General features: G+C 43.0%; 25 protein-coding genes and 2 tRNA genes. 18 read left to right on the top strand and 9 right to left on the bottom strand.

Annotated elements, in window-relative coordinates; genetic code table 11:
* Positions 1-73 precede the first annotated feature (73 nt).
* From queA to ELZ61_RS05950, 10 genes are all read left to right on the top strand, one after another.
* Positions 74-1,165, top strand: coding sequence for a tRNA preQ1(34) S-adenosylmethionine ribosyltransferase-isomerase QueA (gene queA, locus ELZ61_RS05995; protein ID WP_126372166.1), 1,092 nt, complete (start codon positions 74-76; stop codon positions 1,163-1,165).
* A gap of 59 nt (positions 1,166-1,224) precedes the next feature.
* A complete protein-coding gene (tgt, locus tag ELZ61_RS05990; RefSeq protein ID WP_126373609.1) occupies positions 1,225-2,412 on the top strand; it encodes a tRNA guanosine(34) transglycosylase Tgt in 1,188 nt (395 codons plus the stop codon).
* Entirely contained in the window at positions 2,405-2,917 is a 513-nt protein-coding gene (locus ELZ61_RS05985; RefSeq protein ID WP_126372165.1) for a hemerythrin domain-containing protein, read from the top strand. Before tgt ends, ELZ61_RS05985 begins: the two co-directional genes overlap by 8 nt.
* 200 nt (positions 2,918-3,117) lie before the next feature.
* A complete protein-coding gene (gene yajC, locus ELZ61_RS05980) occupies positions 3,118-3,417 on the top strand; it encodes a preprotein translocase subunit YajC (protein ID WP_103852637.1) in 300 nt (99 codons plus the stop codon).
* Positions 3,418-3,451: 34 nt separating this feature from the next.
* Entirely contained in the window at positions 3,452-5,302 is a 1,851-nt protein-coding gene (gene secD / locus ELZ61_RS05975; RefSeq protein ID WP_126372164.1) for a protein translocase subunit SecD, read from the top strand.
* A 10-nt stretch (positions 5,303-5,312) separates the two neighbouring features.
* Positions 5,313-6,281 carry a protein translocase subunit SecF gene (gene secF, locus ELZ61_RS05970; RefSeq protein ID WP_126372163.1) on the top strand — a complete coding sequence of 323 codons (969 nt, stop codon included), beginning with the start codon at positions 5,313-5,315 and terminating at the stop codon, positions 6,279-6,281.
* 189 nt (positions 6,282-6,470) lie between these two features.
* Positions 6,471-8,672, top strand: coding sequence for a transglycosylase SLT domain-containing protein (locus tag ELZ61_RS05965; RefSeq protein ID WP_126372162.1), 2,202 nt, complete (start codon positions 6,471-6,473; stop codon positions 8,670-8,672).
* A 49-nt stretch (positions 8,673-8,721) separates the two neighbouring features.
* Positions 8,722-9,024: a trp operon repressor gene (trpR, locus tag ELZ61_RS05960; RefSeq protein ID WP_103852641.1), complete on the top strand. Its 303-nt coding sequence runs from the start codon at positions 8,722-8,724 to the stop codon at positions 9,022-9,024.
* Positions 9,008-9,727, top strand: coding sequence for a monofunctional biosynthetic peptidoglycan transglycosylase (gene mtgA / locus ELZ61_RS05955; protein WP_126372161.1), 720 nt, complete (start codon positions 9,008-9,010; stop codon positions 9,725-9,727). Before trpR ends, mtgA begins: the two co-directional genes overlap by 17 nt.
* Before the next feature lie 12 nt (positions 9,728-9,739).
* Positions 9,740-10,492, top strand: a complete 753-nt coding sequence (locus ELZ61_RS05950) for an SDR family oxidoreductase (protein ID WP_126372160.1) — start codon at positions 9,740-9,742, stop codon at positions 10,490-10,492.
* Between the two features lie 54 nt (positions 10,493-10,546).
* Here ELZ61_RS05950 and ELZ61_RS05945 read toward each other — a convergent pair whose 3' ends face one another.
* The 9 genes from ELZ61_RS05945 to ELZ61_RS05910 all read right to left on the bottom strand — a co-directional run bounded on the left by ELZ61_RS05945 (position 10,547) and on the right by ELZ61_RS05910 (position 17,428).
* Positions 10,547-11,710, bottom strand: coding sequence for a 3-phenylpropionate MFS transporter (locus ELZ61_RS05945; RefSeq protein ID WP_126372159.1), 1,164 nt, complete (start codon positions 11,708-11,710; stop codon positions 10,547-10,549).
* Positions 11,711-11,793: 83 nt separating this feature from the next.
* Positions 11,794-11,880: transfer RNA gene (locus tag ELZ61_RS05940), tRNA-Leu, on the bottom strand.
* A 2-nt stretch (positions 11,881-11,882) separates the two neighbouring features.
* Positions 11,883-11,958 (bottom strand) — tRNA-Gly (locus ELZ61_RS05935).
* Positions 11,959-12,221: 263 nt separating this feature from the next.
* On the bottom strand, positions 12,222-12,770 hold the full coding sequence (pgsA, locus tag ELZ61_RS05930) for a CDP-diacylglycerol--glycerol-3-phosphate 3-phosphatidyltransferase (protein WP_103853160.1): 549 nt from the start codon (positions 12,768-12,770) through the stop codon (positions 12,222-12,224).
* 118 nt (positions 12,771-12,888) lie between these two features.
* Entirely contained in the window at positions 12,889-15,753 is a 2,865-nt protein-coding gene (locus tag ELZ61_RS05925; protein WP_126372158.1) for a valine--tRNA ligase, read from the bottom strand.
* Positions 15,754-15,773: 20 nt separating this feature from the next.
* Entirely contained in the window at positions 15,774-16,370 is a 597-nt protein-coding gene (locus tag ELZ61_RS05920; protein WP_126372157.1) for an ATPase, read from the bottom strand.
* The gene (locus tag ELZ61_RS10690; RefSeq protein ID WP_164550707.1) at positions 16,360-16,536 is read right to left on the bottom strand and encodes a hypothetical protein; all 177 of its coding nucleotides are present in this window, start codon (positions 16,534-16,536) and stop codon (positions 16,360-16,362) included. Before ELZ61_RS10690 ends, ELZ61_RS05920 begins: the two co-directional genes overlap by 11 nt.
* A gap of 14 nt (positions 16,537-16,550) precedes the next feature.
* Complete coding sequence (locus ELZ61_RS05915) at positions 16,551-16,985, bottom strand: GNAT family N-acetyltransferase (RefSeq protein WP_126372156.1); 435 nt, start codon at positions 16,983-16,985, stop codon at positions 16,551-16,553.
* On the bottom strand, positions 16,985-17,428 hold the full coding sequence (locus ELZ61_RS05910) for a DNA polymerase III subunit chi (RefSeq protein ID WP_035685967.1): 444 nt from the start codon (positions 17,426-17,428) through the stop codon (positions 16,985-16,987). The genes ELZ61_RS05915 and ELZ61_RS05910 overlap by 1 nt, the downstream gene beginning before the upstream one ends.
* Positions 17,429-17,670: 242 nt before the next feature.
* Between ELZ61_RS05910 and fumC the strand changes: the two genes are divergently transcribed.
* The 8 genes from fumC to trpA all read left to right on the top strand — a co-directional run bounded on the left by fumC (position 17,671) and on the right by trpA (position 26,305).
* Entirely contained in the window at positions 17,671-19,065 is a 1,395-nt protein-coding gene (gene fumC / locus ELZ61_RS05905; protein ID WP_103853165.1) for a class II fumarate hydratase, read from the top strand.
* A gap of 199 nt (positions 19,066-19,264) precedes the next feature.
* Complete coding sequence (gene trpE / locus ELZ61_RS05900; RefSeq protein ID WP_126372155.1) at positions 19,265-20,809, top strand: anthranilate synthase component I; 1,545 nt, start codon at positions 19,265-19,267, stop codon at positions 20,807-20,809.
* Positions 20,810-20,818: 9 nt separating this feature from the next.
* The gene (locus ELZ61_RS05895; protein WP_126372154.1) at positions 20,819-21,400 is read left to right on the top strand and encodes an aminodeoxychorismate/anthranilate synthase component II; all 582 of its coding nucleotides are present in this window, start codon (positions 20,819-20,821) and stop codon (positions 21,398-21,400) included.
* Between the two features lie 10 nt (positions 21,401-21,410).
* The gene (locus tag ELZ61_RS05890; RefSeq protein WP_126372153.1) at positions 21,411-21,797 is read left to right on the top strand and encodes a tautomerase family protein; all 387 of its coding nucleotides are present in this window, start codon (positions 21,411-21,413) and stop codon (positions 21,795-21,797) included.
* Positions 21,798-21,851: 54 nt separating this feature from the next.
* Positions 21,852-22,856, top strand: coding sequence for an anthranilate phosphoribosyltransferase (gene trpD, locus ELZ61_RS05885; protein WP_126372152.1), 1,005 nt, complete (start codon positions 21,852-21,854; stop codon positions 22,854-22,856).
* Positions 22,857-22,871: 15 nt separating this feature from the next.
* Positions 22,872-24,281: a bifunctional indole-3-glycerol-phosphate synthase TrpC/phosphoribosylanthranilate isomerase TrpF gene (gene trpCF, locus ELZ61_RS05880; RefSeq protein ID WP_126372151.1), complete on the top strand. Its 1,410-nt coding sequence runs from the start codon at positions 22,872-22,874 to the stop codon at positions 24,279-24,281.
* Positions 24,282-24,302: 21 nt separating this feature from the next.
* Positions 24,303-25,499, top strand: coding sequence for a tryptophan synthase subunit beta (gene trpB, locus ELZ61_RS05875; RefSeq protein WP_126372150.1), 1,197 nt, complete (start codon positions 24,303-24,305; stop codon positions 25,497-25,499).
* Complete coding sequence (gene trpA, locus ELZ61_RS05870) at positions 25,499-26,305, top strand: tryptophan synthase subunit alpha (protein ID WP_126372149.1); 807 nt, start codon at positions 25,499-25,501, stop codon at positions 26,303-26,305. Before trpB ends, trpA begins: the two co-directional genes overlap by 1 nt.
* Positions 26,306-26,307 lie beyond the last annotated feature (2 nt).

Genomic DNA, 26,307 nt, shown 5'->3' with positions numbered 1-26,307 from the left:
TTGTACAATCCACAAAATCTCAATAGACTACCCCAACTAATCCCTGTTTACCCTTATTTTAATAAAAAGAATTATGCGTGTTTCAGATTTTTATTTTGATTTACCCGATGAATTAATTGCCCGTTATCCCAAAGCAGATCGCACTGCCAGCCGTTTATTGCAGCTTAATGGTGAAAATGGTGAACTTTTTCACCGCACTTTTGCCGATGTGGTGGATCTCATCAACGAGGGGGATTTGTTAATTTTTAATAATACCCGCGTGATCCCCGCGAGAATGTACGGTCGCAAAGCTAGCGGCGGTAAGATTGAAGTGTTGGTGGAACGAATTTTGTCGGAAGATCGTTTTCTCGCGCATATTCGTTCTTCCAAAGCCCCGAAAGAAGGAGCAGAGTTGTTTCTCGGCGAAGATAAATTAGGCGAAGGCAAGGGCATTAAAATGATTATGAAAGCCCGCCACGATACTTTATTTGAGCTAGAAATGGCAGAAAAAAGCACCGCACTTTTAGATGTGCTGCAACAAATCGGCCATATGCCACTGCCACCTTATATTGATCGCCCCGATGAAGATGCCGATAAAGAGCGCTATCAAACGGTCTATAACAAAGTGCCGGGCGCAGTGGCTGCACCCACTGCGGGCTTGCATTTTGATAATGAATTGTTAGAAAAGCTGAAAGCAAAAGGCGTGAATTTTGCCTTTGTTACTTTGCACGTTGGCGCGGGTACATTCCAGCCTGTGCGGGTAGAAAATATTGAAGATCACAAAATGCACGCGGAATATGTGGAAGTACCGCAGGAAACGGTGGACGCCATTTTGCGCACCAAAGCCAACGGCAAGCGTGTGATTGCTGTGGGAACAACTTCTGTGCGTTCCATTGAAAGTGCGGCGTTATTTAGCCAAGAAAATCAGAGTGGGCAACTACTTGCGCCGTATTTTTCTGATACGTCCATCTTCCTTTACCCAGGCAAAAAATTCCTTGTGGTAGACGCCTTAATCACCAATTTCCATTTGCCAGAAAGCACGCTGATTATGCTGGTTTCTGCCTTTGCAGGATACAAGCACACGATGCAAGCCTATGAAAGTGCGGTACAAAATGGCTACCGTTTTTTCAGTTATGGCGATGCAATGTTTATTACGAAAAATCCTAATGTAACGGGCTTAGATTAATCGCTAATGCCTATTAATTAACCCTCGAACTGTTTATTCGAAAAGGAAACATAATGACAATGAAATTTAAACTTCATAAAACCGATGGCACGGCACGCCGTGGCACAATGACTTTCCAACGCCCACAAGGGGAATTTGAAGTGCAAACCCCAGCCTTTATGCCTGTCGGCACTTACGGTACGGTAAAAGGAATGACACCAGAAGAAGTGCGTGCCACTGGGGCAGAAATTTTGCTTGGCAACACCTTTCACCTTTGGTTACGCCCAGGGCAAGAAATTATGCGTAAACACGGCGATTTGCACGACTTTATGAACTGGCATCGTCCAATTTTAACGGATAGTGGCGGTTTCCAAGTGTTCAGCCTAGGTAAATTACGCAAAATTACCGAAGAAGGGGTGAAATTCCAAAATCCAATTAATGGCGAACGTATTTTCCTTTCCCCTGAAAAATCAATGGAAATCCAATATGATTTAGGCTCTGATATTGTGATGATTTTTGATGAATGCACGCCTTATCCCGCCACCTTTGATTATGCGAAAAAATCAATGGAAATGTCGCTCCGTTGGGCAAAACGCAGCCGTGATCGCTTTGATGAACTGGGCAATAAAAATGCCTTGTTTGGCATTGTGCAAGGGGGCGTTTATGAAGAATTGCGTAAAGTTTCCCTTGAGGGCTTGGTGAATATCGGCTTTGACGGTTATGCCGTAGGCGGGCTAGCCGTGGGTGAGCCAAAAGAAGATATGCACCGCATTTTAGAATATGTTTGCCCACAACTGCCAGCGGATAAACCACGTTATTTAATGGGCGTAGGCAAGCCAGAAGATTTGGTGGAAGGTGTGCGCCGTGGGATTGATATGTTCGATTGCGTAATGCCAACGCGTAACGCGCGCAACGGACATTTATTCGTTACAGACGGCATTGTGAAAATTCGTAATGCGAAATACCGTGATGACACCAGCCCGCTTGATCCAGAATGTGATTGTTACACCTGTAAAAATTACACCAAAGCCTATCTTTACCATTTAGATAAGTGCGGTGAAATTTTAGGCGCAAGATTAAACACCATTCACAATTTACGTTATTATCAACGCTTAATGGCTCAAATTCGTGAAGCCATTGAGAACGATACCTTTGAACAATTTGTGCAAGATTTCTATGCGCGCATTGGCAAGCCTGTTCCGCCATTGCAAAGTGAAGTGCAACAAAACGCACAAGCCTCTAATCCACAAGGTGAACAAAATGTTTAATCTTCAACCGCAACAATTTGCCAGCTGGAATGAGCCGATTGAAATGCTTTACGCCTGCCACGGCAAAGTGAAAATGTTCTGCCGTCAGCTGAATATTTTGCCTAGTTATTTGGAGAAAAATGGCAACATTCAAGCGGTGCAAAAAGATGTGCAGCAAATTTTGAATTATTTTAATATTGCCGCGCCATTGCACCACGATGATGAAGAAAAGGATTTTTTCCCTGCATTGCTAAAATACTGCCCACAAGCCAAAGCTGATGTCGAACGCTTAGAAAGCCAACACGAAACTTTGCATCAAAATTGGGCAGCTTTGTCTGTGCAGTTGGAAGCCTTGCTAAAAGGCGAAATTACACAAATTCCCGCACCGCTTATTGCACAATTTATTGCTGGTTATGACAGCCATATTGCCATTGAAGAACCTTTATTTGAACTTGGCAAAACCCATATCCCACAAGAAGAATTAAGTGCGATGGGAAAAGTGATGGCAGCGCGCCGAAAAAACTAAATTAACGCATAAAGTAAAACCTGCATTTTGGCAGGTTTTATCTTTTCTAAGAAAGAGAAAGTGCGGTGCTTTTTCAGCCCGTTTTTTGGCAAAAACGCCTGCATAACTCCCCGCACTTTCACAAAAGCGCTTTGTCAATAAAGGGTTTTTGTGCTATTTTAACGTCCTACATTTTCATTAACTAACAAAAAGGATTAAAGATGGAAGCTCAACAAGGTAGCCCAATGTCAATGTTATTTATTTTCGTTCTGTTCGGATTGATTTTCTATTTTATGATTTATCGTCCACAAGCAAAACGCAATAAAGCACATAAGCAATTAATGGCTGAGTTAGCGAAAGGCACGGAAGTTCTTACTTCAGGTGGTATTATTGGTAAAATCACCAAAATTGGGGCAGAAAGCGATTACGTTGTTCTTGCCTTAAATGACAGCACAGAAATTACCATTAAACGTGATTTCATTGTTTCTGTGTTACCAAAAGGTTCATTAAAAAGCCTTTAATTATTAACTATTTCCGCAAGGGAACTGGAAAGTTATGTTAAATCGTTACCCTTTATGGAAGAATATAATGGTGACCCTTGTGGTCGCCATTGGTGTTTTATATTCTCTCCCAAATCTTTACGGTGAAGATCCTGCCGTTCAAATTTCAGGAACTCGTGGACAAGAAGCCAACACAACAACCCTTAGCAATGTGCAAACGCTTCTTAACGAAAATCATCTCACTACAAAATCCATTAAATTAGAAAACGGTTCAATTCTTGCTCGTTTTAATAACACAGATGATCAGCTGCTTGCCAAAGATAAAATCAGCGAAAAATTAGGCAATGGCTATTCAGTGGCGCTTAACCTTGCGCCTGCTACGCCAAAATGGCTTTCTGATATTGGTGGTTCACCAATGAAATGGGGCTTGGACTTGCGTGGTGGTGTACGCTTTTTAATGGAAGTGGATATGAATACTGCGCTGGCTAAACGTCAAGAGCAGTTGCAAGACGGTTTATTGGGCGAATTGCGTAAAGCGAAATATCAATATACCAATATTCGCGCAGGGGAAAATCATAGCACTGTGGTTACCCTAAAAAATCCAGATCAGCTTTCAGCTGTTCAGCGCTTATTGCGTCAAGCGCACCCCAATTTAGATATTCGTGAAATTTCTAATAACACGCTTTCTTTAACCTTATCTGATGCAGCGTTAAATGAAGCGCGCGATCACGCCATTGAGCAAAACTTGAGTATTTTACGCCGCCGTGTGGAAGAATTAGGCGTTTCTGAACCCGTGATTCAACGCCAAGGCGCAGAGCGTATTGTGGTGGAATTACCGGGCGTTCAAGATACTTCACGCGCAAAAGAAATTTTAGGCGCAACAGCCACCCTTGAGTTTCGTTTAGTGAATCAAAACGCCAATGTTGATGCGGCAATGCGTGGAATGGTGCCTTCAGATTCTGAAGTGAAATTTGATCGTAATGGTCGCCCTGTGGTGCTGTACAAACGTGCGGTATTAGGGGGGGAACATATTGTCAATGCGTCATCAGGGGTTGATCAAAATTCAGGTACGCCACAAGTAAGTGTAACCTTGGATAGCGAAGGCGGCGATATGATGTCGCAAACCACCAAAATGAATCTGAAAAAGCCAATGGCAACTTTATATGTTGAATATAAAGACAGCGGCAAAAAAGATGAAAATGGCAAAACCGTTCTCGCTAAACACGAAGAAGTGATCAATATTGCAACCATTCAAGGCCGTTTTGGTAGCCAATTCCAAATCACTGGGATTGATAGCCCAAATGAAGCGCTTAATCTTTCTGTGTTATTACGTTCTGGCGCATTAACAGCACCAATCCAAATTGTGGAAGAACGTACCGTTGGGCCATCACTCGGTGCGCAAAATGTGGAACAAGGCTTGCAAGCAGGGCTTTGGGGCTTAGCCATTACTGTGGTGTTTATGCTGATTTACTATAAAGTATTCGGCTTATTTGCAAGTATGGCACTGCTTGCCAATATGGTTTTACTTGTTGGTTTGATGTCGTTAATTCCGGGAGCAACGCTCACAATGCCGGGGATTGCGGGGATTATTCTTTCGGTGGGAATGTCTGTGGACGCGAACGTGTTGATTTTTGAGCGGATTAAAGAAGAAATTCGTAACGGACGCACCATTCAACAAGCCATTAATGAAGGCTATAGCGGGGCATTTAGCAGTATTTTTGATGCTAACTTAACCACAATTTTAACTTCTATCGTGCTTTATGCGGTGGGAACAGGGCCAATTAAAGGCTTTGCGATCACCCTTTCATTAGGGGTTGCGATCTCAATGTTTACTGCGATTACAGGAACTCGAATGCTGGTAAATTTACTTTACGGCGGCAAACGCGTTGAGAAATTATCTATTTAAGGTGGTTACGATGAGCTTATTTACAAAAGATAAAAAAGTGAATGAATATAAAGGGGTAATCTTGCCATTCAAGCTTATCCCATTTATGCGCTACCGCCTTGTGGGTTATATTTTCTCATTAATTGTTACCGCACTTTGTATTACAAGCATTGTAACCAAAGGCTTTAACTGGGGCTTGGATTTCACTGGCGGTACGGTGGTGGATACGCATTTTTCCCAACCCGCTGATTTAGAAAAAATCCGTGCCACCTTAAAAGAAAATGGTATCGAAAGCCCATTAGTGCAAACCACAGGTGGCGTGCGTGATGTAATGATCCGTCTTTCAGCTTCGGCTGGCGGCGCGGATATTGGCACGCAAATCAAAGGAATGCTCAGCAAATTGGATAATGATATCCAAATTCGCAGCGTGGAATTTGTTGGCCCAAATGTGGGTGAAGAACTTACCCAAGGCGCGATCTATGCGACATTAATCACCTTATTAATGTTGCTTGCCTACATTGCATTCCGCTTTGAATGGCGTTTAGCAGCAGGGGGGATCATTGCCCTTGCGCACGATGTGATTGTAACTCTTGGGATCTTTTCTTATTTCCAAATCGAAATGGATCTCACCTTTGTGGCAGCCATTTTATCGGTGGTGGGATACTCACTGAACGATAGTATCGTGGTATTTGACCGTGTGCGTGAAAACTTCCGTAAAATTCGCCGTATTGACACCGTGGATATTATTGATATTTCACTCACCCAAACCCTATCAAGAACCTTGATGACATCGATCACAACGCTTTTCGTGGTGATCGCGCTATTTGTGTTTGGTGGGCCTACGATCCATAGTTTCTCATTGGCGCTTTTAATCGGTATCGGCTTTGGTACTTATTCCACCATTTATATTGCTATTAGTATCGCCTATGATCTCGGCTTAAGACGTGAACATATGGTGATTCAAAAAGTGAATAAAGACGATATTGACGAATTGCCGTAAAAAGGTTGAAGAATTTCACCGCACTTTTTTAGCGAAGTGCGGTCTAATAATCAGTTAGATTTTAAGCCCGATTTATTCGGGCTTTTGTTTATAAGTGTAGTTATAAAATAACCATTACAACAGCACAAAAGTGCGGTGGTTTTTACCTAATTTTTATCCTATCTAAAAAGTGCCATAAAAAGGAATGTTATGAAATTTACCCAAACCTTGCTTGCCTTAAGTTTATCTTCGCTTTCCCTTTTCGTGTGGGGAAATTCAGCGCAGCCAGCTCGTGCAGTGAATTCAACCGCACAAAATACAGAAATAAAAGCGGCAGAAAATGTAAAGCAAGCGCAAAATGTAACGGAAAAGCAAAATATCGCGGAAGGGCAAAATGGAAATAAAGACAATGTTAGCCCTGAAAATAATGATGCTGCCAAAGCATTGTTAGTAAGCCAACAAAAACTGGCGCGCGAACGAGAAATTTATCGCAAACTGCAACAATATTTACCCCTTTCCCAAAGTGAAACCACACTAGATATAGCCAAAGGATTATTGGCTCAGCTGCAAGATTATCCGCTCTTACCTTATGCGGAACATCAATTTCTAACCGCGAAAAAAGCCGCCTTGTCTTTTGATGAAGTTATTGATTTTGCGAAGAAATATCCTGATTTTACGCTCAAGAATTTGTCTAATTATTGGCTGCAACAACAATACGATACCCAAAATTGGCAGGGGATTTTAGCCAATGTGAACGATTTGCCCAAAGATAGCACCGTCTCTTGCATTGTGATGACAGCACAACAGCAAGGAAAACAACCTTCATCACAAACAGAACCTGAAGCGACTGCAAACAAAATTATAGAAAAAAACACCGCACTTGCGATAAAAATCAAAGACTTATGGCTCACAGGAAATAGCTCACCTACGCAATGCCAAGCTATTTTCCAGCAAGCTTACGATCACAGCGTGATTACGGAAGAGTTAATCAAACAGCGCGCCCTGCTTGCCGTAGAAAAAAATAATCGTGCCTTAATTAGCGAATTGGCAGCGCTTACGCGAGATGCCGAATTAAAAACTTGGCTGACCAATCTGGCTAATTTATTGAAATCACCGCGTTTATTGCTTTCTCCAAGCAACGCTTTTTATATAGAAAATTTGCCTGCCAATGATGAAAATAAACAGATTTTGCTTGCCGTAATGCCTCGTTTTATTAAAACCATTACGGAAAATCAGCTCAATGTCAGCGCCCCTTTTACCCAATTACAACAATGGGCGGCTCGCTTTAATTTATCGCCCGCGCAAACTCAAGGCTGGCAATCTGCCTTGCTTAGCCAGCTTTTTGATAGCGAAAATCCGCCCATTCAGCAATGGCGCGATGCAACCCTGCAAACCTTAAAAGAAGATAAACAAACTGAACGCCGTATTCGTGTGGCATTGCGTGAAAAAGCGGAGATTCAACCTTGGTTAAATTTGCTTTCAGAACAAGGTAAACAGAAAGATGAATGGCGATATTGGCAAGGTGAAGTGTTATTTCAGCAAGGCAAAACCGCGCAAGCTACACAGATTTGGCAGCAAATGCAGCAAAACGCACGGGGATTTTACCCAATGCTTGCAGCACAGCGTTTGGGCGTGGATTATCAACCTACGATGAAAACTTTCTCGTCCAATGAAAAACCTTTACAGCGTTATGCTAAGCAATTTGCGCGCATTAATGAGTTACAGGCACTCAATGATCGTGCCAATATTCAGCGTGAATGGCGGGCATTGTTAGATAGCTCGGATTTTACAAGCAAACTTGCCTTAGCCCAATATGCCGAGCAAAATCAGTGGGCTGATTTACAAGTGGAAGCCACGATTCAAGCGAAAGCGTGGGATTATATTGCCTTACGTTTACCTAACGCTTACCAAATGTGGTTTGATTTGTTCATTAATAATAAAAATAACGCAAAAATTCACCGCACTTTTGCTATGGCAATCGCTCGACAAGAAAGTGCGTGGCGCGCAAATGTAACTTCTTCTGCTAATGCACGTGGATTGATGCAACTGTTGCCAAGCACGGCGAAGCTCACCGCAGAGCAAGATCAACTCCCTTATAAAAAAGAGAGCCAACTGTTTGATCCTATTGATAATATTATGCTTGGTACAACTCATCTTAATCAGCTTGCGGAAAAATATGGCAATAATCGCATTTTAATTGCTGCGGCTTACAATGCAGGCGCACGGCGTGTTGATAGCTGGCTGGCAAAATCCAATGGCAAGCTCACAATGGCAGAATTTATCGCCACCATTCCGTTTTATGAAACCCGTGGATATGTGCAAAATGTGCTAGCTTACGATTATTATTACCAGCTGTTGCAAGGAGAAAAGGCAGAAAAATTTACCCAAGCCGAACAGAATAGATTATACTAGTGAAGTAGTTTAATAGCACAGTGAAACGTTTTAATCCTAGGAGAAAGCTATGTATGTGAGCAAAAATATGGATCAATGGCAGGCATTTATCGAGATTTTACGCACTGCGTTTGCACAAAATAAAGAACAAGAATTACTCACGCTGCTACTCACCGCAGATGAACGAGATGCGGTGGGCTTGCGTTTACAAATTGTAGCGCAGTTATTAGATAAGCGTTGCTCACAACGCGAAATTCAACAAAATCTGAACACCAGCGCGGCAACCATTACAAGGGGATCAAATATGATCAAAACAATGCCACCTGAGTTTATGCAATGGGTAAAAGAACAGCTTGATGGGCAGAAAGAATAAAAAGCCAAAATGGTTGCCGCGCATTAAACAAAGAATCTTGCGTTATTCTTTCTATGCGTTTGCTGCTTTTTTAGGCATAACTTTGCTATTTCGTGTTGTGCCTGTGCCATTTTCTTCCTATATGGCACAGCAGAAAGTGAGTCATCTTTTAAACGGTGAAAGTTACCCCATTAAATATCAATGGGTGAGCTTGGATAAAATTTCGTGGCAAATGCAATTAGCCGTTATCGCCGCCGAAGATCAAAAATTTGCTCAGCATCACGGGATTGATTGGGACGCTATCGATAAGGCATTGAAATACAATAAAAAATCAACAAAAGTGCGGGGCGGCTCGACTATCTCACAGCAAACCATAAAAAATTTATACCTATGGCACGGACAAAGCTGGCTACGCAAGGGCATTGAATTACCGACCACCTTAATGGTAGAACTGCTTTGGTCAAAAAAACGGATTTTAGAAGTCTATTTAAACATTGCTGAATTTGGTAATGGCATTTTTGGCGTTGAAGCCGCTAGCCAAGCCTATTTTAAAAAATCGGCGAAACAACTGAATCAGCAAGAAGCGGCGTTATTAGCTGCGGTGCTGCCTAATCCAATCATATTTAAAGCAAATAAACCCAGCGCGTTTGTGCAGAAAAAACAACGTTGGATTATGCGACAAATGAATGCCTTAGGTAAGGGATATTTAACTCAACTAAACTAGATAGGGGGAATTATGGCGATTTTAATTACAGGCGCATCGGCAGGCTTTGGTAAAGCAATGTGCGAAGTGTTTATTAAAGCAGGATACAAAGTGATTGGCGCGGCTCGCCGTTTAGAAAAACTGGAAAAGTTGCAAGCAGAGTTAGGCGAAAATTTCTTTCCATTACAAATGGATATGAATAATTTAAGCGAAATTGATCGCGCACTTTCCAAACTTCCTGAAGCATTCCAACAAATTGATTTGCTCGTGAATAACGCAGGTTTAGCGCTAGGTTTAGAGCCTGCACATCAAGCCAATTTTGACGATTGGCTAACAATGATCAATACCAATATTGTGGGCTTAACCTATCTCACCCGCAAAGTGCTACCGCAAATGGTGGAACGCCAACAAGGGCATATCATCAATTTAGGCTCAATCGCAGGCACATATCCTTACCCCGGTGGCAACGTTTACGGCGCAACCAAGGCGTTTGTGGAACAATTTAGCTTGAATTTACGCGCTGATTTAGCTGGCACGAAGGTGCGTGTAACCAATGTAGAACCGGGGTTATACGGTGGCACTGAGTTTTCTAATGTACGTTTCAAAGGCGACGACAGCAAAGCCGCCAGCGTCTATGCCAACGTACAACCCATTGAGCCAATAGACATCGCCAACACCGTGCTATGGATCTACCAACAACCGGCCCACGTTAATATCAACCGCATTGAAATAATGCCCGTAGCACAAAGTTTCTCGGCGTTGAATGTGGTGAGAGATAAAAACTAAAGTGCGGTGAAAACTTTGGGAATTTTTAAAGGCGATGAAAAATCGCCTTATTTTTTATTCAATCACCTCTAGGTGGTTTGAAAATTTCTTCGGTACAAGGAAGATTGCAGGTAGAACAAAAATCGCCATCAGCACAAAACTCATTTGTGCGGAAGTTGGGTAAACCAATCCCGAAATAAAGGTGAAAAGCGCCATCATAATACAACTAGAGCTTGCAAAATATAGCCCTTGTAATTTTGGAATCGTTTCACTTGGCTGAGAAGTGATATAACGAATCATCGCAAAATGCCCCATTGCATAAGTGAATGCGTGTAGCATTTGGGCGAAGATCAGCAGCGTAAAATCTGTTGTGTAAGCAATGGTTGTCCAGCGAATGATTGCGGCTAATGCCGAAAACAAGGTCAAATAATGTATTTGCCAAGTTCTAAAGAAACGTTTAGAAAAGAAGAAAAATACCACTTCAGCTACCACCCCCAAACTCCACAGCCAACTAATTTGTGAAGTGCTAAGACCATTTGCAGACCAATAAATCGTGCCATACGCATAACAAGCTGCGTGTGAACCCTGAATAAGGGCGGTGGCAATAATCATTCTGATTGTCGTTGGATTCCGCAATAATTCACGATAACTCGCTGTTACCGCAGCCTCTTGTTTTTCCTGCTGATTAAATCTTTGTGTAGGATTTAAACTAATCCCCAGCCCCCAAAAAACTAAATAACCAATAATAATGCCGATAATTGCACTTTTTCCTAGCCAACCAAGCAAATAGCCCGCTGTAATAGAGCCAACAATAAAAGCTAACGAACCAAATAAACGGCTTTTGCCATAATCCATTCCTAACTGCTGATGCCAACTCGTGGCAATGGTATCGCAAACAGGCATAATTCCGCCATTCAACATATGAAACAGCGCTAAAATAGGAATAAGCCACCACAATGATTGCACCGCCCAACTCACCGCTATTAGCACCAATACACTTAACCAAGTTAGAAGGCGACTTAATGGAATCAACTGATTAAGATGCCTAACATTTTTAGTAAAAAAAATAGCACCGGCAAAACGACACAGATAACCAAGGGAAATCAATGTGCCTATTAATTCCACATCATAGCCATACTGTGCTAACCAAATCGGTAAAAACGGCACAATGACGCCATAAGCACAGTAAAAACCGAAAAAGTTAAATGATGACCATTGAAAAGGGGTGAGTTTCAACATAGGGGAAAGTCCCAACTTTGATTTTCAGATATAAAAAAAGCCGCTCTTGGCGACTATCTTATTGATTTACTTATGCTTTAAAATGGTGCCCGAGGGCGGACTTGAACCGCCACGACTCGAAAGTCGAGGGATTTTAAATCCCTTGTGTCTACCGATTTCACCACTCGGGCGTTGGAGCGGGAAACGAGGCTCGAACTCGCGACCCCGACCTTGGCAAGGTCGTGCTCTACCAACTGAGCTATTCCCGCATACCTAGCTAACCATTCGGTCTTGCTAAACAACGAGGTGCATTTTACGGATTTACGCCGATTAGTCAAATAGAAATTTCTTACTTTGTGTTTGATTGACTAAAAAAAATTCACTTTCTATAAATTCGTTTATTTTGAAAGCAGAGCTTGATGATTTCCACTTCGATATTATTTTTAGCTTGGCTCTTCCACAAAAAAATTCATAAAAAAACACCGCACTTAGTTATCTATTCAACCCAAGTGCGGTGTAATTTTTGAGAATTTTATTCTTCTAATAAATTATCTTTTGCGGCTTTGAGATATTGTAGCATTGACCACACGGTTAAAATCGCAGCGATATATAAGAATACGATGCCTGCAATTTCCATTAAAACATTATAACGCCATAGCAATCCGCCTAATGCCAGCATTTGTGAAGCAGTTTTCACTTTGCCCAGCCAAGACACGGCTACTTTGCTACGGCTGCCGATTTCCGCCATCCATTCACGCAAGGCGGAAACGATGATTTCCCTTGAGATCATTACTATCGCAGGCAAGGTTACCCAGAAACTGTGCTGATATTCCACCACTAACACCAGTGCAGCAACCACCATCACTTTGTCTGCAACGGGATCGAGAAATGCACCAAAGGGCGTGCTTTGATTCCATTTTCGTGCCAAATAGCCATCAAACCAGTCTGTAACGGCAGCGACAAAAAAGATCGCGGTGGTTAAAAATGGCGCCCAAGCAAAAGGGAGATAAAACGCCAAGACAAAAAATGGGATAAGCACCACACGGAATAAGGTCAGAATTGTTGGGAAGTTTAATTTCATAGAGCGTAACAATCACAGAAAATAGATAATCATTGATTATTTTAAAGCATATTTTTCTAATTAGAAAACACTATTTAAAAAAATATCCCTCTGAAAAGAGGGATATTTTTGCTCGAAATTAAAGGGCTTCGATCGCCTGATATTGCGCTTGAACTTTTGCAATCGCTTCTTGATAGCCTTGCATTTTTTGACGTTCTTTCGCAATCACTTGCTCAGGGGCTTTCGCTACAAAGGCTTCATTGCTCAATTTGTTTTCAATACGCGCAATTTCACCGTTGAGTTTTTCTAGCTCTTTAGTTAAGCGTGCTAGCTCGGTGGCTTTATCAATAAAGCCTGCCATTGGAATAAGAAGTTCCGCGTTGCCAACCAATTTGGTTACTGAGAATGGCGCTTCTACCCCATCATTTAACACTTCAACGCTGTCTAATTTCGCCATACTTGCTAATAATGTGCAGTTATCGGCAAGAATTTGTTGCTGTTCTGGCGTTAAATGGCGTAATAATGCGTCTAAGCCTTTGCTCGGTGCGATGTTACATTCCGCACGGATATTACGCACGGCGATAATGATTTCTTTCAACCAATCAATTTGCTGTTCAGCTTGCTCATCAATTTGGCTCGGCTCATACTGCGGATAAGGTTGTAGCATAATGGTATCGCCACTCACACCCGCAAAACCTTTCACTTTTTGCCAAATTTCTTCGGTAATAAATGGAATAATTGGGTGTGCTAAACGCAATAATTTTTCCAATACACGCACTAAGGTACGGCTTGCGCCACGTTTTTGTGCGGCACTGCCTTGCGCAAATACTGATTTAGTGAGCTCCAAATACCAGTCACAGAACTGATCCCAAGTGAACTCGTAAATAGCATTCGCCGCCAAATCAAAACGATATTGTGCGAATGCAGCACGCACCGCTTCCACAGCACGATTAAACTCAGAATTGATCCAACGATCCGCTAGGCTATACTCCACTTCACCCTCTGAAAGATCCAATTTGTCATTGGTGAGAACAAAACGGCTTGCATTCCATAACTTATTACAGAAATTGCGATAGCCTTCTAAGCGTTTCATATCCCAGTTAATATCACGCCCATTACTGGCTAATGCTGCAAGGGTGAAACGTAAGGCATCAGTACCGTGAGCCGCAATGCCATTAGCAAACTCTTTGCGTGTAGCTTTTGCAATCTTTTCCGCTAATTGCGGCTGCATCATATTGCCGGTGCGTTTTTCCAATAAATCATCAAGGCTGATGCCGTCAATCATATCAATCGGATCAAGCACGTTGCCTTTTGATTTCGACATTTTTTGTCCGTTTTCATCACGGATCAAGCCCGTTACATACACGGTTTTGAACGGCACTTGCGGTTTGCCATTTTCATCTTTGATGAAGTGCATTGTGAACATAATCATTCGTGCCACCCAGAAGAAAATGATGTCAAATCCTGTGATTAACACATCTGTTGGGTGGAACATTTTCAACTCTTTTGTTTGCTGTGGCCAGCCAAGGGTAGAGAATGTCCATAACGCCGATGAGAACCAAGTGTCTAGCACGTCTTCATCTTGTTTCAGTTTCACGTCAGAATTTAAGTGATATTTTGACCGCACTTCAGCTTCACTGCGTGCCACATAAATGTTGCCCTCTGCGTCATACCACGCAGGAATGCGATGTCCCCACCAAAGTTGGCGAGAAATACACCAGTCTTGAATATCACGCATCCAAGAGAAATAGAGGTTTTCATATTGTTTTGGTACGAATTGGATTTCGCCATCTTCCACCGCTTTGGTCGCCACTTCTGCCAATGGTTTTACGCTCACATACCATTGATCCGTAAGCATTGGCTCAATCGGCACGCCACCGCGATCGCCATAAGGCACTTTCAAATCGTGCGGTTTAATTTCTTCCAATAAGCCTAAGGCATCAAAATCCGCCACGATTTGCTTACGCGCTGCAAAACGCTCCATTCCACGATATTTTTCTGGAATTTCAGCCACATAATCCGCTAACGGTTTATTGTCCACACCGATGATTTCTGGCTCATCACGAATATCCGCATTTAACGTCATTACATTTACCATTGGTAATTGATGACGTCTGCCCACTTCGTAGTCGTTAAAATCGTGTGCTGGGGTGATTTTGACCACACCAGTACCGAACTCACGATCCACATAATCATCAGCGATAATCGGAATTTCACGGTTTGCTAACGGTAAAATCACGGTTTTTCCGATAAGAGATTGGTAACGCTCATCTTCTGGGTGAACTGCCACCGCGGTATCACCCAACATTGTTTCAGGACGAGTAGTGGCAACCACTAAATAATCTTTGCCGTCTGCCGTTTTTTCGCCATTGGCTAACGGATAGCGGAAATGCCAGAGCGAACCCTTGCTTTCTTTATTTTCTACTTCAAGATCGGAAATTGCCGTGTGCAATTTTGGATCCCAGTTTACCAGACGCTTACCACGATAAATCAAGCCCTGTTCGTGCAGACGCACAAACACTTCTTTCACCGCATCAGAAAGCCCATCGTCCATAGTGAAACGCTCACGATCCCAGTCAATCGAGTTACCCAAACGGCGCATTTGCTGGCTGATTGTGCCACCTGAATAGGCTTTCCAATCCCAAATTTTTTCGATAAAAGCTTCGCGTCCGTAATCGTGGCGAGTTTTGCCCTCTTCCGCTGCGATTTTACGCTCCACCACCATTTGCGTGGCGATCCCAGCGTGGTCAGTCCCCGCCTGCCAGAGGGTGTTATCCCCCTCCATACGGTGGAAACGGATCAGGGTATCCATTAAGGTTTGCTGGAAAGCGTGTCCCATATGCAAAGATCCCGTTACATTCGGCGGTGGAATCGCAATAGAATAGCTTGGGGCATTTGGGTTTTCATTCGGCTTAAAATAGCCCGCTTCTTCCCAGTGTTTATAAAGTGCTTGTTCTACGGCAGAAGGATCAAAACGATCTGCCATTTCAAATTTTTGTGTCATTGGTTTTTCTCTGTTTCTAACTAAACTAAATTAAAATTTGATTGTAATAATTCTGCTAATAAATTTTCACACCAACTAGGTAATACTTGTTCAAATTGCGTAATCATTTTCGATTTAGAAAGATGAAAAATAAGTATCGGCATTTCCGCTGAATTATCATAAATAAATGCTTCATCGCAAAAAGGTAATGCTAAAATTAAATTTTGCCGACTTATTTCATAACGTTTACGAATGGTAGCTTCATCAATAAAATGTCCACCATTAGCCACTCTCGCCTGCACCCTTTTCACATTAATGTCAGGATCATTGACCCCGATATAATTTAATCTTACGCAAAACCCTTTTGATTTAGCTTGCTGCATACGATGCAAAATAGACTTTCCTGCAAGAGTCGATTCCATTGAAAACGAAACCTGATTTTTAAGTGCATACTTAAATAATTCAACCGCTTTTCTCCCCGCCTCTATATCTGCGCGTCGAGGATTTTGTGGATTAAGTTCCATCGCAATATGATCAGAATCAATCACTACTTGAACAGAATCCTGATTAAAAGAACGTAAGGTACTTTTTCCAGCACCATTTGTCCCACAATAGAAAATGGCTAAACTATTTTGCATACTTAATCACTTCTTCATGTCCATCTGGATAATGTTGAACAATATTTCCATTAGGACGCTGGAAAGTGAGAATTTCACGTTTTTTCTTATCTTCCATCCAGGGCTTAAAGCGAATGGCTAATTGCCGTTGTTGTTCGATAATTTCTTCTTTGGTCATCGGTTTCATCTTATCTCCCCAACTCAACGCACCAATTCCATATCCAAATGCGGTATGCCGTCTTCTAAATATTCTGCCGAAGTGGGCTGGAAACCAAAAGTACGGTAGAAATTTTGCAAATAAGTTTGTGCTTGGATTAGCACAGGTTCAGCCGCCCAATGTTGTTGGCAATAAGCCAACGCTTGTTGCACTAATTCTTTGGCTAAGCCTTTGCCTCGGGCCTGTTCTGCTATTAGCACTCTGCCAATGTGAATGCCGTCAGCCTGTGGAATTATTCGACAATAAGCACTGATTTTACCGTCAAATTCTTGCCAAAAATGCACCGCACTTTGATCCCAATGATCCACTTCTTGATAAGCACATTGTTGCTCCACCACAAACACAGCGGTACGAACTTGGTAAATGGCGAATAATTCTGCCGTGCTGAGTTCAGCAAAGGTTTTCACATTCCACGTCATCAGGCTTGTTCCGTGCTAAGTTGCCAGCCTAATTGGCGGTATTGTTTATAGCGTTCACGGGCAATGGCTTTTTGTGCTTCATCGCTCGGAACAAAATCGATCACTTGGGTAAAACTTGCCACGAAATCAGGCACTTGAGCTTGTAAATTAATTAACAAATCACGGCGTTGTGCGTTACGCTTTCCCGCCCAGCTAATTTCAATGGGCGTGGCATATTGGGTGATTTCGCCCGATAAATTATGCGGCACAAATTCTTCTGGCTCTCTTGCCCATAGGGCTTCGTCAAGGCGAAAAGCTTGTTCTTCACTTTCGCAGCTAATTAGCACTTTTTTGCCTAATCGCCAAGCTTGCGCAGCCAAATCACAAGCCAAGGTTTCCATTGCGGACAATGGCACTTTGGGTTGTGTTTTTTGTAAAATGTAAAACTGTGCTTGCTTTGCCATAAAACTGCGTCTTTTGCCTGTATGAAATCAAATTTTTAAACGTATAATTTTAACGAAAAATCCGCGAAATAGAAAACATTAATTTTTGCGCTATCAAAAAATTCAAAAAAATCTTACCGCTCTTTATGATCTATATCACAAAACAAAAAATTCGCCCTGCCCTTTACGTTCCATTCCTACTCCCAAAGTGTTAAACTCAAGGCGTTTTCTTATTATTAATTCAATCATTTGAGGTAACTAGAATGGAATTTCGTATTGAAAAAGACACTATGGGCGAAGTGAAAGTACCAGCCGATAAATACTGGGCAGCACAAACAGAACGTTCGCGCAATAATTTCAAAATTGGCCCTGCGGCTTCAATGCCCCACGAAATTATCGAGGCGTTTGGTTATTTGAAAAAAGCCGCTGCGTACGCAAACAATGAGCTAGGCGTGTTGCCAGTGGAAAAACGCGATTTAATCGCGCAAGCCTGCGATGAAATTTTAGCCCATAAACTTGACGATCAATTCCCTTTGGTGATTTGGCAAACGGGTTCAGGCACGCAATCCAATATGAACCTAAATGAAGTGATTGCTAACCGTGCGCACGTTATCAATGGTGGAAAATTAGGGGAAAAATCCATTATTCACCCAAATGATGATGTGAATAAATCACAATCTTCTAATGATACTTATCCAACTGCAATGCACATTGCCGCCTATAAAAAAGTGGTGGAAGTAACCATTCCTTGCATTGAACGCTTACAAAAAACCTTCGCAGCAAAAGCAGAAGCCTTTAAAGATGTGGTGAAAATCGGGCGTACTCACTTAATGGACGCCACGCCACTCACTCTTGGGCAAGAATTTTCTGCTTATGCCGCACAGTTAGATTTCGGCTTGCGTGCATTGAAAAACACCCTGCCACACCTTGCGCAACTGGCTTTAGGTGGAACTGCAGTAGGAACTGGGTTAAATACGCCAAAAGGCTATGATGTGAAAGTGGCTGAATACATTGCAAAATTCACTGGCTTGCCATTTATCACTGCAGAAAACAAATTTGAAGCGCTCGCCACCCACGATGCCATTGTGGAAACCCACGGTGCATTAAAACAGCTTGCGGTATCCTTATTTAAAATTGCCAACGATATTCGCTTATTGGCATCTGGCCCGCGCTCAGGCATTGGTGAAATCTTAATTCCTGAAAATGAACCAGGATCTTCCATTATGCCGGGCAAAGTGAACCCAACGCAGTGCGAAGCGCTCACAATGGTTTGCGCACAAGTGTTAGGTAACGACACAACCATTTCCTTTGCTGGCTCGCAAGGGCATTTCCAACTTAATGTATTCAAACCTGTAATGGCGTACAACTTCTTACAATCTGCCCAATTATTGGCAGATGCTTGTGTATCGTTCGATGAGCATTGCGCAAGTGGTATTGAACCAAATCACCCACGCATTAAGCAACAACTTGAAAATTCCTTAATGCTGGTAACGGCGTTAAATACCCATATCGGTTATGAAAATGCAGCGAAAATCGCAAAAACTGCGCATAAAAATGGTACAACATTAAGAGAAGAAGCCATTAATCTTGGTTTGGTTACCCCAGAGCAATTTGACGAATGGGTTCGTCCTGAAGATATGGTGGGCAGTTTGAAATAAAGCTAATTTTAGCATTCATCTAAATGTAAAATGTTGGTGGGGAATATTCTTTACCAACATTTTTTTATTTTTATTGGCAAAATCAATGAAACAAGCCATTCTGGCTAAAATTTCCTTTTTGAGAAAAAACAATCCTTGACAAACCCCTTTTGTACTAGTTTAATAGTGCATAATTATTTTATGCAAAAAAGGAATTCCAATGACAACGCCTTTTCTCCACGTTTTTTCACAAGAAGTGGCTTATCACAGCGATCCCACTGCGGTATTTGCTACCCTGTGCCAAGATCAAAAAAATACGCTATTACTTGAATCAGCAGAAATCAGCAGTAAAAATAGCTTAAAAAGCCTGCTATTAATTAACGCCGCATTAAAAATCAGCTGCTTAGGGCAATGCGTTACCTTTACTGCATTAAATGAAAACGGTGCGGCATTGTTGCCTTTGGTGCAAGAAAAATTGCAGCCGATTGCTCTGCGCCTTTCCCGCCAAGATAAGCAAATGATCGCAGAATTTGCGCCGCTTAACCCGAATTTAGATGAAGACAGCAAATTACAAGCGCCGACAATTTTTGACGGTTTGCGTTGTTTAGCGGATCTTTACAAAACAAGTGAAACGCCAATTTTTCTTGGTGGATTATTTGCCTATGATTTAGTGGCGAATTTTATCCCAATGGAAAATATTGTGCTGCACAATGATGGCTTAAGCTGTCCTGATTACGTTTTCTATTTAGCAGAAAATTTATTGATTCTTGATCACCAGCGCCAGCAGGCTCAGCTACAAACTTTCTGTTTTAATCAAAATACGCTTTCCGCCACGGAACAAAGTGCGGTGCAAATTACGCAAAAATTACAAAAAATTGAACCGCACTTAACGATTCAATCGGCTTCCACGGAAGTGAGCGTAAACATTGAAGATGAACCATTTAAAGACATTATTCGCCGCTTAAAACATCATATCAATATTGGCGATGTGTTCCAAATCGTGCCATCGCGCCGTTTTTCTTTGGCTTGTCCGAACAGCCTTGCCACTTATCGCCAATTAAAAGTGAACAACCCAAGCCCTTATATGTTTTATATGCAGGACGAAGATTTCACCTTATTTGGCGCTTCCCCTGAAAGTGCGTTGAAATATAGCCAAGATTCACGTCAATTAGAAATCTATCCGATTGCAGGATCACGTCCACGCGGTTTTGATGCCGAAGGCAATATCGATCCTGAATTAGATGCGCGCCTAGAACTGGAATTACGCTTAGATAAAAAAGAGTTGGCGGAACATTTAATGCTGGTGGATTTAGCCCGTAATGATGTGGCTCGCGTTTGCCAAAGTGGCACGCGTCAAGTGAAAGATCTAATGCAAGTGGATCGCTATTCCCACATTATGCACTTGGTATCGCGCGTGGTGGGCAAACTTCGCCCTGAACTTGATGCGCTACACGCCTATCAAGCCTGTATGAATATGGGCACACTCACGGGTGCGCCAAAAATCAAAGCGATGCAATTAATCTACCAAGTGGAGCAACAAAAACGCCATAGCTACGGCGGTGCCGTGGGCTACCTTTCATCTGACGGCAATTTTGATACCTGTATTGTGATCCGCTCTGCCTTTGTGCAAAACGACATTGCTTATATCCAAGCTGGCTGCGGTGAAGTGCTGGATTCCGATCCGCAAATGGAAGCAGATGAAACGCGTCACAAAGCCCGTGCTGTGATTAATGCGATTATGCAAACCAACCAGCTTGCTCAATAAGGACAGATTATGGCTAACATTGTTTTTTTAGATAATTTTGACTCTTTCACCTATAACTTGGTGGATCAATTCCGCACACTGGGACATCAAGTACAGATTTACCGTAACGATTGCGATATTGCACACGTGGAAAAAATGGCATTGCAGCCGAACAGCATTCTGGCGCTTTCACCGGGGCCGGGCAATCCGCAAGAAGCGGGCATTTTGCTCCCCCTTATTCAACGCCTAAAAGGAAAAGTGCCGATGATCGGCATCTGTTTAGGGCATCAAGCCCTGATCGAAGCCTTTGGCGGTGATGTGGTGCATTCTGGCGAAGTGCTGCACGGCAAGGTATCTAATATTCAACACGATGAACAAGCAATGTTCGCAGGCTTAAACAACCCAATGCCTGTGGCTCGTTATCATTCCTTAATGGGCGAAAATTTGCCCGATGAATTTATCGTAAACGCGGAATATAACGGCATTATTATGGCAATTCGCCACAAAACGCTGCCGATTTGCGGTTTTCAATTCCACCCAGAAAGCATTCTCACTGTGCAAGGGGGAAAATTGTTAGAAAATTCAGTAAACTGGTTGCTCAATCGCGATTAAGGATAAACCGATGATTATTGTTTATGGATTAAAAGAACGTCTTAATTCACGCAAAGCCCAGCTTGCGGAAATTATTTATCATTGCTTGAACTTAGAAATGGACATTCCTGCAGGCAAACATTTTATTTATTTCCAAGGCGCAGATGCGGACGATTTGTATCTCCCAAGTGGCCGCAGCCAAGATTTCACCGCCATTGAAATTAATTTAATGCAAGGGCGCACAGAATTTACCAAAAAACGTTTAATAAAAATGCTATTTTGCGAACTTGAAAATAAACTCAATCTCGCCCCGATTGACGTGGAAATCACCCTCAAAGAGCAACCTGCCCACTGCTGGGGATTTCGCGGAATGACAGGCGATGAAGCCAAAGATCTCAGCTACAGTATTTATCGTTAAATTTAAGAAAAAAGCACCGCACTTATGCTTTAATAAAAAGAAAAGGAATACCCTATGCAAACAGAACAACTTCTTAACCAACTTTTTGAGAAACAACCTTTAACTCAAGCCCAAGCGGAAACCCTGTTCAATGCGGTGTTGCAAGGGGAATTGAGCAATGAACAACTTGCCGCTGCCTTAATCGCATTAAAATTGCGTGGTGAAACAGCGGAAGAAATTAGCGGTGCGGTTAATGCGGTACTCGCCAATGCCAATAGCTTCCCAACGCCTGATTATGTCTTTGCGGATATTGTTGGCACGGGCGGCGATGGCGCAAACACCATTAATATTTCCACCGCTTCCGCCATTGTTGGCGCTGCTTGTGGCTTAAAAGTAGCGAAACACGGCAACCGTAGCGTATCGAGCAAAACAGGCGCAAGCGATGTGTTAAGTGCCTTAGGGGTAAATATCAATATTAGTGCCGAACAAGCACGCCAAGCCCTTGATGAAATTGGCATTTGCTTTTTATTCGCGCAGCAATATCACCCTGGCTTTAAGCACGCCGTGCCAGTGCGTCAAGCCTTGAAAACTCGAACTATTTTCAATATTTTAGGGCCATTGTGTAACCCAGCTCGCCCGAAACATCAATTATTAGGCGTGTATTCCCCCGATCTCATTGCTCCTTATGCAGAAACCGCCCTGCGTTTAGGGCATAAACACAGCATTGTGGTACACGGTGCTGGCTTAGATGAAGTGGCCATTCACGGTAAAACAGAGGTGGCGGAAATTCGTGATGGTAAAATTGAACGTTACAGCCTAAGCCCTTATGATTTCGGCTTTGAGCCACAACCCTTAGAAAGTCTGCGTGGCGGTGAACCTGAAGAAAATGCAAAAATTTTGACCGCACTTTTACAAGGTAAAGGCAAGGCAGAACACGCCCAAGCCGTAGCAATGAACACCGCACTATTAATGAAATTATTCGGCTATGAAGATCTCAAACACAACGCCGAAAAAGTGCTTGATGTGCTTGCCACGGGTAAAGCCTTTAAAACCTTAGCCGCATTGCGTGCGGTAGAATAAAAAAGAGAAAAAACAATGAATATCAACAACCAAACTCCAACGATTTTACAGAAAATCGTGCAAGATAAAATGCAATGGGTGGCAGAGAAATCCCAAGCCTTTCCGTTGCAGGATTTTGAAAAAAACCTTGAAAAATCCGACCGCTCTTTTTATCAGGCATTGGCACAAGGCACACACCAACGCCCCGCTTATATTTTGGAATGTAAAAAAGCCTCGCCCTCTAAAGGTTTGATTCGTGCGGATTTTAACCTTGATGAAATCGCCCAAGTGTATAAACATTATGCAGCAGCCATTTCCGTGCTGACGGACGAAAAATATTTCCAAGGGGATTTTGCCTACATTGCGCAAGTGCGTAATCAAGTCAGCCAGCCTGTGCTGTGCAAGGACTTTATGATAAGCCCTTATCAGGTGTATCTGGCGCGTTATCACCAAGCGGACGCCATTTTGCTAATGCTTTCCGTGTTGGACGATGACACCTATATGCAACTGGCAGATTTAGCCCACGAATTAGGAATGGGCGTGCTCACAGAAACCTCCAATCAGCAAGAATTAGAACGTGCCATTGCTTTGGGGGCGAAAGTGATTGGCATCAATAACCGTGATTTACACGATCTTTCTGTGGATCTCGGCCGCACGCCACCGCTTGCGAGTCAAATTCCTGCCGATCGCATTGTGATTAGTGAATCGGGCATTTATTCTCATCAACAAGTTCAGCAATTAAAACCTTATGTAAACGGCTTTTTAATCGGCAGCAGCCTGATGGGCAGCGATGATTTGAATAACGCGGTAAGAGCGGTGATTCTTGGTGAAAATAAAGTGTGCGGTTTAACTCGTCCGCAAGATGTGCAGGCGGTGTACAACCAAGGCGCGTTATATGGTGGGTTGATTTTTGCGGAAAGCTCAAAACGTAAACTTTCGCTACGCCAAGCGCAAGAACTTGTGATGCAAGCACCGTTGCGTTTTGTCGGCGTATTTCAAAATCAAGAGATTGATTTTATTGTAAAAATTGCCTCGCAGTTAAATCTCTTTGCGGTGCAGTTACACGGTAGTGAAAATGCGGAATTTATCGCGCAACTTCGCTCACAGCTACCTGCCCAATGCCAAATTTGGCAAGCTGTTTCTGTGCCATTAGAAAAACAAAGTGCGGTGCAAATTGAGCCAATTTCTCAGGTTGATCGCTATGTGTTAGACAGCCAGCTCGCTCACCAGCAAGGCGGCACGGGGCAAGCCTTTGATTGGTCGCTCATTCCTGCTGAAATCAAAGATAACGCAATGCTCGCTGGCGGCATTAATCAGCAAAATTTAGCCCTTGCCCTATCGCAACATTGCTTAGGGTTGGATATTAATTCAGGGGCAGAAAGCAGCGCAGGCGTGAAAGATGCCACTAAATTAGCGCAATTATTTAAACAAATTTTAGATTATTAAGTAAAAGGAACGATAACGATTATGTCAGAAACGCAACTTAATCCTTATTTCGGCGAATTTGGCGGAATGTATGTGCCAGAAATTTTAGTCCCAGTGCTAAAACATCTGGAACAAGCCTTTGTGGAATCACAAGCCGATCCCGAATTTCAAGCAGAATTTCAAGATTTACTGAAAAACTACGCAGGTCGCCCTACGGCATTGACGCTGTGCCGTAATCTTACCAAAGGCACAAAAACCAAACTTTACCTAAAACGGGAAGATTTATTACACGGTGGTGCACACAAAACAAATCAAGTATTAGGGCAAATTTTACTCGCTAAACGAATGGGTAAAACACGCATTATTGCTGAAACAGGGGCTGGTCAGCACGGTGTTGCCACAGCCCTTGCCTGTGCAATGTTGGATATGCCTTGTCGGATTTATATGGGGGCGAAAGATGTGGAACGCCAATCGCCGAATGTCTTCCGTATGCGTTTAATGGGGGCAGAAGTTATCCCAGTGGAAAAAGGCTCTTGCTCGCTCAAAGATGCTTGTTGCGAAGCAATGCGGGATTGGTCAGCCAATTACGACACCACGCATTATTTACTCGGCACAGCGGCAGGCCCTCACCCTTTCCCTACCATTGTGCGAGAATTCCAAAAAATGATCGGGGAAGAAACCAAACGCCAAATTTTAGAAAAAGAAGGACGTTTGCCTGATGTGATTATCGCGGCCGTGGGCGGTGGCTCTAACGCCATTGGAATGTTTGCCGATTTTATTGACGAACCCCAAGTACGCTTAATCGGCATTGAGCCTGCGGGCAAAGGCATTGCCACGGGGCAACACGGCGCGCCACTGCGCCACGGCAAAGTAGGGATTTATTTCGGAATGAAATCGCCAATTATGCAGACAGAAGATGGGCAAATCGAAGAATCTTACAGCATTTCTGCGGGATTAGACTTCCCTTCTGTTGGGCCACAACACGCCCATTTACACGCCATTGGACGTGCTGAATACGAAAGCATTACAGACGATGAAGTCCTTGACGCTTTCCAAGCACTGGCCAAACACGAGGGCATTATCCCTGCGCTAGAAAGCTCACACGCCTTGGCTTATGCGTTAAAATTAATCCAACAAAATCCAGACAAAGAGCAATTAATCGTCGTGAATTTATCCGGCCGTGGCGATAAAGATATTTTCACCGTGGACAAAATCTTGACTGAAAAGGGGAAAATCTAATGAGCCGTTTTGAAACCTTATTCACCCAACTGAATGCCAAAAACGAAGGTGCATTTGTGCCGTTCGTTACCCTATGCGATCCTGATTTAAACCGTTCTTTCGAGATTATTTGTACCCTTGTGGATAACGGTGCAGATGCGTTAGAACTCGGCTTTCCTTTTTCTGATCCCTTATTAGACGGGCCTGTGATCCAAGCAGCCAACAACCGCGCTTTGCAAGCAGGTTGCAGCACGGCGGAAAGTTTTGAATTGCTGGCAAAAGTGCGGTCGAAATATCCTGAAATTCCAATCAGTTTATTATTATGCGCCAATTTAATTTATGCGCAGGGGCTAGATCATTTCTATCAACGCTGTGCCGAAGTGGGCGTAGATGCTGTGCTTGTGGCAGATATTCCTTTGCTTGCGGCTGAACCTTATATTCAAGCGGCGAAAAAACACGGCGTGCAACCTGTGTTTATCTGCCCACCCAATGCAGACGAAGCCACAATCAAAGGCGTGGCACAACACAGCGAAGGCTACACCTATTTAGTTTCCCGCGCAGGGGTAACCAGTGCCGAAAACCAAAGCCAGGCAGCGAATTTAGATACGCTAGTAGAGCAACTTAAAGCCCACCAAGCGCCACCAATCCTGCAAGGTTTCGGCATCGCCCAACCCCAACAGGTGAAAGAAGCCTTACAACTTGGCGCAGCCGGCGCGATTTCTGGCTCTGCCACGGTTAAAATCATCGAACGCAATTTAGGCAACCACGCAAAATGCTTAAGCGAACTGGCTCAGTTCGTGAAAGCAATGAAAGGCGCAACGTTGTAAAG

It is taken from the genome of Avibacterium volantium (genome assembly GCF_900635775.1).
GTDB classification, from domain to species: Bacteria; Pseudomonadota; Gammaproteobacteria; order Enterobacterales; family Pasteurellaceae; genus Avibacterium; species Avibacterium volantium.
This window is presented reverse-complemented; position numbering and strand designations above follow the sequence as displayed.